At 60.8% G+C, this 347-nt stretch carries 1 protein-coding gene; it reads right to left on the bottom strand.

What is annotated here, in order from left to right; translation table 11 throughout:
* On the bottom strand, nt 1–256 hold a 256-nt coding region (locus SB756_RS28685; RefSeq protein ID WP_410912899.1), incomplete at its 3' end, for a LacI family DNA-binding transcriptional regulator.
* Nucleotides 257–347: the final 91 nt, after the last annotated feature.

Genomic DNA, 347 nt, shown 5'->3' with positions numbered 1-347 from the left:
GCACCTCGCCTAGCTGCTGATAAAACGAATAACGGGCAGGCAGCAGGATAAAGCTCACGCGAACTGTTGCCGCAGCGAGCGGCGATGTTGTCCGGATGTGTGCCTGCGTCAGGTGATAGCCCAGCTCGCGGGCCGCAGCCAGCACTTTCTGCTCGGTCACGCTGCGCACCGGCGCGCGTCCATTCAGCACCCGATCCACGGTGGCCACGCCCACGCCCGCCGCCTGCGCAATAGCGGTCATCGTCACTTTTGACATCATCCTTCTCCCTGCTTCTGCTCTCTGTAGCGCTGGCTGACGGCTACGCCTATATATTCTGTTGTCTGAGACATCAACACTCTATCGCGGC

The sequence above is a fragment of the Pseudomonas sp. SIMBA_068 genome (assembly GCF_046534705.1).
GTDB classification, from domain to species: domain Bacteria; phylum Pseudomonadota; class Gammaproteobacteria; order Pseudomonadales; family Pseudomonadaceae; genus Aquipseudomonas; species Aquipseudomonas putida.
Note: the sequence above shows the minus strand (reverse complement) of the source record. Positions and strands in the feature narration are given on the sequence as shown.